This is a genomic window from Natrinema gari JCM 14663 (genome assembly GCF_000337175.1).
GTDB lineage: Archaea > Halobacteriota > Halobacteria > Halobacteriales > Natrialbaceae > Natrinema > Natrinema gari.
Genome location: NZ_AOIJ01000045.1, coordinates 51,241 through 59,605, shown reverse-complemented (window position 1 = coordinate 59,605; position 8,365 = coordinate 51,241). Strand labels below are relative to the sequence as shown.

Genomic DNA, 8,365 nt, shown 5'->3' with positions numbered 1-8,365 from the left:
CCCGCGGTGCTCGCGATTTCGACGTCGATACGGCCGACTTTCCCGGATTGGCGGAGGTCGCGCAGATCGAGGTCGTCGCCGAGCAGGCCTTCGGTCTGCCCGAAGATCGCGCCGACGACGTCGCTGCGCTCGACGACCCCGTCAGCCGTGACGTCCGCGTGAATGAGGTATTTCGAAGTGTCTTCCATTGGAGATCTGTCCCCGTGAGGGGTACGATGACGCGGAACCCGCGTCGGAGACCGGTTTATATAGGATTTCGTTCGTGAGAGGCAAATAGCTGTTGACCTCCGGAGACGGTTGTGAGCCGCGCTTCATCGATCGCGTCTCGGAGACCAGCCGACTACCGGTCCCGTGGAACCGCGGTCTACAAATGGCGGCGAAAGAGACGCCGAACCTGCACAGCGGGGCGGACCGCATCCGGTCTCTCAATACGCCGGTCGGTACCAGTACCAGTAGATCGTGATCGCGAGGAGAACGACCAGGCCGCCGAGGAAAAAGAGCAGCCCCGGCGGAACGGCTCCGAATACCGTCTCGATCGCATCTGCCCCGCCGTCGGTGACGTTCTGGAGCGTCTCATTGTCGGGATCGAGCCCCGGATCTATCGCTCCCGAATCAGGAGCCGAGTCCACCGTGCCCGACTCATTGGCCGAATCCATCGTGCCCGGATTTCCGTCAGTGGTGTTGTTCATAGCGGTGTCGTTCACCGGGTTGGCGTCCGCAGTATCGATCTCGCCGCTCTCGCGCTGTTCGATCGGCCTGGCACTCGAGCCGGCGTCCCCCGCGTCGTCGGTGTGCTGAAACGCTCCGTTGTCGTGTTCGCCGTCCGATCCCGCTGGCTGTGCGCCGCCGTTTGCCGTCGGCCCCGTTTCGGCCGGCGCGAGCCACCGCGTCATCGCGTACTGGACGAACAGGCTGCCGCCGGCCAGCGCGCCGATCCCGCCGACCAACCGCGAGAGCGCGTCTTTCAATCGGGACGCTCGCGACTCGTCGCTCGTCACGATCAGCGGCCCGTCGGTCGTCGCGTAGACGCTCATTTCATTGCCACGCGAGGAGTACCAGGTGTCGACGACCTCGACGAGCCCGGCGTCCTCGAGTTTCTCCAGGTGATAGCGGACGTTCTGGATCGACGAGTCGATCGCGTCGGCGATGTCGCTGGGCGTGCCGGGTTCGTCGTCGAGACGCGAGTAGATCTCCCGGGCCGTCGTCGAGGAGAGCGCGCCGAAGACCGCGTCGGCGTCCTCACCCTCGAGGTCGACGACGCGGGGCTGGCCCTCTTCGGTGGCCGTGTCGGAACGAAGGGGAAAGAGACGGGCCATGTGGGGTTCGGTTCGTATTCGATGTCAAACACATATACCCTTTTTCCTCGGTGAAAGAGCGATTTCAGTTAGCGGAAACCGCCTGATAGCGACGGCGTCATATATCGATGAATAAATCTCTTCGATATCGGTTTTCGAACAGTAAGAGTTACCCATATCCGGGCCAAGGGTCGGACATGCGCCACACCGAAGCGGGGGTCTGGATCCTCGTCGGACTCGTCCTGGCCGGACTCGCGATTCCGTGGTTCCTGTGGGGATCGGCCACCGTCGTCGCCGGGCTCCCGATCTGGCTCTGGTGGCACGTCGGCTGGATGGGGCTCGCGTCGCTCGTCTTCTGGCTGTTCGCGCAGCGTGCCTGGGGTGTCGGTATCGAGCCTGCGGGGAGCGACGGCGACTCGAGCGGCGGTCACGGGGTCGGGCCTGAGTCCGCTCGAGAGACGGGTCCCGGAGGTGACGGGCTGTGAGCGCGGTCGCGCTCCAACTCTCGATCATTGTCGGCTATCTCCTACTCGCCCTCGCGGTCGGGCTGGTCGCCTACCGACTGACCGACCGCACGGCCGAGGACTTCTATCTCGCCAGCCGAACGCTCGGCACCGTGGTTCTGCTGTTTACCACCTTCGCGACGCTGCTGTCGGCGTTTACCTTCTTCGCCGGGCCGAACATCGCCTACGCGCAGGGCCCCGAGTGGATCCTCGTCATGGGGCTGATGGACGGCATCATCTTCGCCATCCTCTGGTACGTCATCGGCTACAAGCAGTGGCTGCTCGGCCGACAGTACGGCTACGTCACCCTCGGGGAGATGCTGGGCGACCGCTTTGGCTCCTGGTGGCTCCGCGCGCTCATGGCCGGCGTCAGCCTGCTTTGGCTCTTCCCCTACGTCATGCTCCAGCAGGTCGGAGCCGGTACCGCGCTCGAGGCCTTAACCGAGGGTGCCGTTCCCTACGCCGCCGGAGCGGGGCTGATCACCGCGTTCATGATCCTCTACGTCGTCGTCGCCGGAATGCGCGGGATCGCCTGGACGGACACGTTACAGGGCGCGTTCATGCTCGTCACGACCTGGGTGGCCGTGCTATTGGTACTCGCGGCCGTTGGCGGGCCCGGCGCTGCGACCGACGCCCTGGCGTCGAACCCCGATACCGGTGGCTTCCTCTCGCTGGGCGGCGACTACTACACGGTCCAGTGGATGCTCTCGACGGCGATCACGATCGGGTTCGGCGTCGCGATGTTTCCGCAGGTCAATCAGCGCTTCTTCGCCGCGGGTTCGAAAACCGTGCTCAAGCGGTCGTTCGCCCTCTGGCCGGTCCTCTGTGTCCTCCTCTTCGTGCCCTCGTTCATGCTCGGCGCGTGGGCCGCCGGCCTCGAGGTCGCGGTTCCCGAGGGCGCGAACGTCCTGCCGCTGGTCCTCGCGGAGTACACGCCGACGTGGTTCGCCGCGCTCGTCATCGCCGGCGCGATGGCCGCGATGATGTCGTCCTCGGACTCGATGTTGCTCTCCGGGTCGTCGTACTTCACGCGGGACCTCTTTCGCCCGTTCCTCGGGTTCCTGGGGGTGGTCGTCTCCGAACGCCTGGAGGATCTGATCGCCCGTGTTGGTGTCGTCCTCTTCGCCACCGCTGCGTTCGTCGTCAGTCTGTTCCAGCCCGCGACGCTGTTCGATATCGGCAACGCGGCCTTTAGCGGATTCGCCCAGCTCGCGTTGCCGGTCCTCCTCGCGCTCTACTGGCGCCGGATTACGCGGGCCGGCATCACTGCCGGGGTGGTGGTGAGCCAGTGCTTTTATATCCTGAGTCTCTTCTTTGCTGTCGTGCCGAGCGCCTACGCCGGCTGGTCCGCCGGCCTCGTCGGAATGGGACTCGGCCTCGTCGTCACCGTCGCCGTCTCGCTTGCGACCTCGCCGGCCGCCGCCGAACGGCGTGCGATCTACTTCGACCGGTTCGGTGCCGATTGATGGCGTTCGAATCGCCACGCTGAACGGCCCCGGTCGCATACGCGCTGACGAATGCCTATCGACCTGCCGCCCGCAGTCGCCGACGACTGGCGTCGACTCGGGACCCGAACCGACGAACGCAGCCTCTCGCTGGCGACGGTCACCGCCGAGACAGCCGTCTTCGAGCACCGGTCGACCGCCGACGCGCTCGAGCGCCTCCGCGGGGGCCGCGATATTCCGGTACGATCGCTGTTCACCGTCGCGCTCGCTATCAGTCCCTCCCTGTCGACGATCGGGCTGTCAGCGGCCGACGCACTCGACGTGGCGGCCCCGAAAGCGCGCGAGCAGTTCGTCGAGACGGTCGCGGACGACGGCATCGCGGTCGGTGCGGAACGCGCGACCGAATACATCGATCGGCCCGACGGGGCCGTCGGCCACCTCTCCGTCCTCGAAGTCGCGTATCCGATCGCCGGGGCGGTCGACGGCGCTGACGGCGCTGCCGTCGGTGACGGGACCGCAACGATCGATGCCGAAGCCCACGTCGCCGTCTGGCCGACCGCCGACACGTACGTGATGGCCGGCGGGCTCCTCCCGCTCGAGGGGCCACCCGACGCGGCGCTGCTGGCGGCCGCCCTCGATGTCGATCCGGCCCGCGACCGCGAGACGATCGTCGATCTGTTCCGGGGGCTGGAACTCGAGGCCGCGACCGACGGCTGAGTCGACCGCCGTCGAAATAGTTAATTGGTCGACTATCGATCTCCAATTATGGCACAGTACAATGGTCGCAGCTATTCGGAGCTGACGAAAGGGGGGTTCTTCATCGGTCTCGCCCTCTTCGTCGTCGGGGCGGGCAGCGAACTGGTCGGACACGCGGTTTTCGGATCGCTTCCCCAGTGGGAGAACACCCTGTTGTTCGCGCTGACGCTGCTCGGCTTCGCCATCGGGTTCGCGTCGCCGTTCGTGTTCGGGATCATCATGCCGCTGCTCGAATAGCGTCGTCCAGACTCGCCTCCCGTCGCCTCGAGACGAGTCGCCGATCGCTTTGAGGGCCTTCATCTGCGGTGGGACTCCATATCCGGCGTCGAGACGGTCCGGGTGGCGTTTGAGACCGGTACCGAAACTGGTGTTTTTTATAAACACCCACCCACGTACCACGTATGCAAACCCACATCGTCCCGGTCGGCTTCGATTACGACCGGCTGATCGCGCCGCTGGTCCGCGATCAGATCGACGTCGACAGCGTCATCCTCCTCGAGGGGGCCGTCGGGAGCGAGGCCAACGTCGAGTACTCGCGGCACCTCTCGAAGAAACTCGAGACGGATTTCAAGAACCTGCTCGGAGCCGAGACCGAGCGGTTCGTCCTCGAGGACGTCTATGACTACGACGACGCCTTCGAACAGGCCTACGAACTCATCACCGCGGAACTCGACTCGGGCAACGAAGTCTGGGTCAACGTCGCCGCGATGCCCCGGACCGTGAGCTTCGCCTTCGCCAACGCCGCCCACTCGCTGATGGTCGAACGCCAGGAGGATCGCGAGGGCATCCACACCTACTACACCGCCCCGGAGAAGTACCTGGAGACCGAACTCGCGGAGGAACTGCGCGAACAGATCGCCCTACTCGAGGATCTCCGTGAAGACGACGCGGAGATCGCGGCCGACCGGATCGGGACTCGCCTCGAGAGCGCCCGTGACCTGTTAGCCGAGTTCGACGAGCGCGGGACGACCATCGGCGCGAAGGAGATCGACGGCAAACACATCGTCGAGTTGCCGGTCGCCTCCTTCTCGAACGTCAAACCCTTCGAGGAGCTCATTCTCTACAAACTCGGCGAAGACGGCGAGTTCGACTCCGTCTCGGAACTCGCGGAGTCGCTGGCCCGCGAGCTAAACGAGGAGTACACCGACAGCTTCCGGTCGAAGGTCATCTACAACGTCGATCGGCTGGGTCCCGGCGGCAAGGGCTATATCGAGCGCGAGGAGCAGGGCAAGTCCTATCGGACCCGACTCTCACGGATCGGCGAGCTGTGGGTGCGCGCCCATTCGGACGACGGGACCGGCGACTAATCGAGTCGACGTGGCGGCACCGACCCCGACCAGCACCGCGACGAGGACGACGATAAGTCGGTCCCTCGAGACGATCGCCGCCGCGTCGCGGACGGCACGACGAAACACCTAACACCGGTCGCCGGGCAAGCAGTACGTATGTCTCAGTTCGCCGCGGCGGCGGTTCGGCCGTTCGACGGCCCTCGAGACGCCGTTTTCGTAGGGGCCCTGTAGCCCCGCATTCCCCACCCCGTTTCGACGGATGTATTGTTGCCGACCAGTATTCACCGAGCAACGACCCCTCTATGGACGACAGTCAACTGCACAGCCGGACGACGTACCGACGACGCCCGCGACGGGCGGTGAGAGCATGAGCATGGACTCACGGGAGCAAGCGGACGACGAACCCACCCTCGAGGGCGGCTACGATCCCGAAGCGGTCGAGTCGCGCTGGCAGCGGCGCTGGATCGACGCGGATGTCTACGCCTACGACGGCGACGAGAAACGGGATCCCAACACCGTGTACTCGATCGACACGCCGCCGCCGACGGTGTCGGGCAGCCTGCACATGGGCCACCTCTACGGCTCGACTCTGCAGGACTTCGCCGCACGGTTCCAGCGGATGCACGACGGCGACGTGCTCTTTCCGTTCGGCTACGACGACAACGGGATCGCAAGCGAGCGCTTGACCGAGTCCGAACTCGGCATCCGCCATCAGGACTACGAGCGCCGCGAGTTCCAGGAACGCTGTCGCGAGGTCTGTGCGGAATACGAGGCCGAGTTTACCGAGAAGATGCAGAACCTCGGAACCTCGATCGACTGGTCGAACACCTACAAAACGATCGAACCCCGCGTGCAGCGGGTCTCGCAGCTTTCCTTCCTCGACCTCTACGAGAAGGGCCGCGAATATCGGAAGAAAGCACCGGCGATCTGGTGTCCCGACTGCGAGACGGCCATCTCGCAGGTCGAGATGGAGGACGACGAGCGCGGCTCGCACTTCAACGACATCGCGTTCGAACTGGTCGGCGACGACGCACCCCGCGACGAGTTCGTCATTTCGACGACGCGACCCGAACTCATCCCTGCCTGTGTCTCCGTTTTCGTCCACCCCGACGACGAGGAGAACCAGGACCTCGTCGGCGAAACCGCTCGCATTCCGCTGTTCGGCCACGAGGTGCCGATCATCGCCGACGAGCGCGTCGACATGGAGAAGGGCAGCGGTGTCGTGATGTGTTGTACCTTCGGCGATCAGAACGACATCGAGTGGTACCAGGCCCACGACCTGCCGCTGCGCGTGGCCATCGACGAGTCCGCGACGATGACCGAGCTGGCCGGCGACTACGAAGGCATGTCCACCGAGGAAGCCCGCGCGGCCATCGTCGAGGATCTCGACGACGAGGGCTCCCTGCGCGACCGCTGGGAGATCACCCACGCGGTCCAGGTCCACGAACGCTGCGACACCGCCGTCGAGTACCGCGTCTCCAAGCAGTGGTACGTCGAAATCTTAGATCACAAGGCGGAGTACCTCGAGGCCGGCCGGGAGATGGACTGGTACCCCGAGAAGATGTACAGCCGCTACGAACACTGGATCGAGGGCCTCGAGTGGGACTGGCTGATCTCACGCCAGCGCGACTCGGGGATCCCGTTCCCGGTCTGGTACTGTGGGGACTGTGACGAGCCGATCATGGCCGAGCGGGCGGAGCTGCCGGTCGATCCCCTGAGCGACGAACCGCCGGTGGATCGCTGCCCCGACTGCGGCCACGACGAGTTCGAGGCCGAGGAGGACGTCTTCGACACGTGGGCGACCTCCTCGCTGACGCCGCTGATCAACGCGGGCTGGGACTGGGACGCCGACGCCGCGGAGTTCCGGATGGACAACCCGGAGCTCTACCCGTTCGATCTCCGCCCGCAGGGCCACGACATCATCTCCTTTTGGCTGTTCCACACCATCGTCAAGTGCTACGAACACACCGGCGAGGTGCCCTTCGACGCGACGATGATAAACGGCCACGTGTTAGACGAGAACCGCGAGAAGATGTCCAAATCGCGAGGCAACGTCGTCGAACCCGACGAGGTACTCGCGGACTACCCCGTCGACGCCGTCCGCTTCTGGGCCGCCAGCGCCGCCGTCGGCGACGACTTCCCGTATCAGGAGAAAGACCTCACCGCCGGCGAGAAGCTCCTGCGCAAGCTCTGGAACGCCTCGAAGCTCGTCGATACGCTCGCGCCTGCCCACCCCGACGAGCCCACCGACCTCGAGGCGATCGATCGCTGGCTCCTCGCGGAGCTGGACGACGCCGTCGCGGATCTCACCGCACACCTCGCGGACTACGAGTTCGCGAAGGCCCGCGACCGCCTGCGGACCTTCTTCTGGAACACCTTCTGTGACGACTATCTCGAGATCGCCAAGACGCGCGAAGACAACCCGTCGACGCAGTACGCGCTGCGGACGGCCCACCGGACCTTCCTCGAACTGTGGGCCCCGTTCCTGCCGCACGTGACCGAGGAGATCTGGCAGGCGGTGTACGTCGACGAGACCGCGGCGCTCGAGGAGAGCAGCATTCACGTCCGCGACTGGCCCGCCCCGCAGGGGTACGAGGCCGATCTCGAGGCCGGCGAGACCGCCATGGAGGTCATCTCCGCGCTGCGTCGTTACAAGAGCGAGCACCAGCTCCCGCTGAACGCCGACCTCGAGTCGGTGTCGGTCTACGGCCCGATCGACGGCTTCGAGGACGCGATCCGGAACGTGATGCACGTGCGGGAGCTCACGCTCCTCGACGACGAGCCCGATATTTCGACCGCAGTCGCCGAAATCGACCTAGATTACTCGACACTCGGGCCGAAGTTCGGCTCGAAGGTCGGCGACATCGATGCCGGTATCGAGAGCGGCGAGTACGAGATCGATGCTGACGATGGCGTGCTGCGCGTCGCCGGCGAAGAACTCGAGGCCGACCTCTTCGAGGTCGAGTACGAGCGCACCTACTCGGGCGACGGCGAGATGCTCGAGACCGAGTCGGCGGTCGTCATCCTCGAGTAGCCGGCGTCGCCTGCCGTTTCGTGTTCTCGGAGACGCAAGCGCC

The 8,365-nt window shown here is 65.3% G+C and carries 7 protein-coding genes and 1 pseudogene; 6 read left to right on the top strand and 2 right to left on the bottom strand.

What is annotated here, in order from left to right:
- Positions 1-188 (bottom strand): annotated as a pseudogene (locus C486_RS07890) (DNA primase DnaG); the annotation flags it as partial.
- A gap of 237 nt (positions 189-425) precedes the next feature.
- A complete protein-coding gene (locus C486_RS07885; RefSeq protein ID WP_008454921.1) occupies positions 426-1,316 on the bottom strand; it encodes an ArsR/SmtB family transcription factor in 891 nt (296 codons plus the stop codon).
- A 176-nt stretch (positions 1,317-1,492) separates the two neighbouring features.
- Between C486_RS07885 and C486_RS07880 the strand changes: the two genes are divergently transcribed.
- From C486_RS07880 to C486_RS07855, 6 genes are all read left to right on the top strand, one after another.
- Positions 1,493-1,780 carry a DUF3311 domain-containing protein gene (locus C486_RS07880; RefSeq protein WP_008454919.1) on the top strand — a complete coding sequence of 96 codons (288 nt, stop codon included), beginning with the start codon at positions 1,493-1,495 and terminating at the stop codon, positions 1,778-1,780.
- Positions 1,777-3,264, top strand: a complete 1,488-nt coding sequence (locus C486_RS07875; RefSeq protein ID WP_008454916.1) for a sodium:solute symporter family protein — start codon at positions 1,777-1,779, stop codon at positions 3,262-3,264. The genes C486_RS07880 and C486_RS07875 overlap by 4 nt, the downstream gene beginning before the upstream one ends.
- A 51-nt stretch (positions 3,265-3,315) precedes the next feature.
- Positions 3,316-3,960 (top strand): hypothetical protein, encoded by a 645-nt coding sequence (locus tag C486_RS07870; RefSeq protein ID WP_008454914.1) that lies wholly within the window; start codon positions 3,316-3,318, stop codon positions 3,958-3,960.
- 48 nt (positions 3,961-4,008) lie between these two features.
- Positions 4,009-4,236: a DUF7860 family protein gene (locus C486_RS07865; protein WP_008454911.1), complete on the top strand. Its 228-nt coding sequence runs from the start codon at positions 4,009-4,011 to the stop codon at positions 4,234-4,236.
- A 164-nt stretch (positions 4,237-4,400) separates the two neighbouring features.
- Entirely contained in the window at positions 4,401-5,306 is a 906-nt protein-coding gene (locus tag C486_RS07860; RefSeq protein WP_008454909.1) for an HFX_2341 family transcriptional regulator, read from the top strand.
- 355 nt (positions 5,307-5,661) lie between these two features.
- The gene (locus tag C486_RS07855) at positions 5,662-8,322 is read left to right on the top strand and encodes a valine--tRNA ligase (RefSeq protein ID WP_008454906.1); all 2,661 of its coding nucleotides are present in this window, start codon (positions 5,662-5,664) and stop codon (positions 8,320-8,322) included.
- Positions 8,323-8,365 lie beyond the last annotated feature (43 nt).

What these genes read in the sequence shown, in the direction of transcription:
- C486_RS07885 (WP_008454921.1), bottom strand. Translation starts at nt 1,316, where the DNA reads ATGGCCCGTCTCTTTCCCCTTCGTTCCGACACGGCCACCGAAGAGGGC.
- C486_RS07880 (WP_008454919.1), top strand. Translation starts at nt 1,493, where the DNA reads ATGCGCCACACCGAAGCGGGGGTCTGGATCCTCGTCGGACTCGTCCTG.
- C486_RS07870 (WP_008454914.1), top strand. Translation starts at nt 3,316, where the DNA reads ATGCCTATCGACCTGCCGCCCGCAGTCGCCGACGACTGGCGTCGACTC.
- C486_RS07865 (WP_008454911.1), top strand. Translation starts at nt 4,009, where the DNA reads ATGGCACAGTACAATGGTCGCAGCTATTCGGAGCTGACGAAAGGGGGG.
- C486_RS07860 (WP_008454909.1), top strand. Translation starts at nt 4,401, where the DNA reads ATGCAAACCCACATCGTCCCGGTCGGCTTCGATTACGACCGGCTGATC.
- C486_RS07855 (WP_008454906.1), top strand. Translation starts at nt 5,662, where the DNA reads ATGGACTCACGGGAGCAAGCGGACGACGAACCCACCCTCGAGGGCGGC.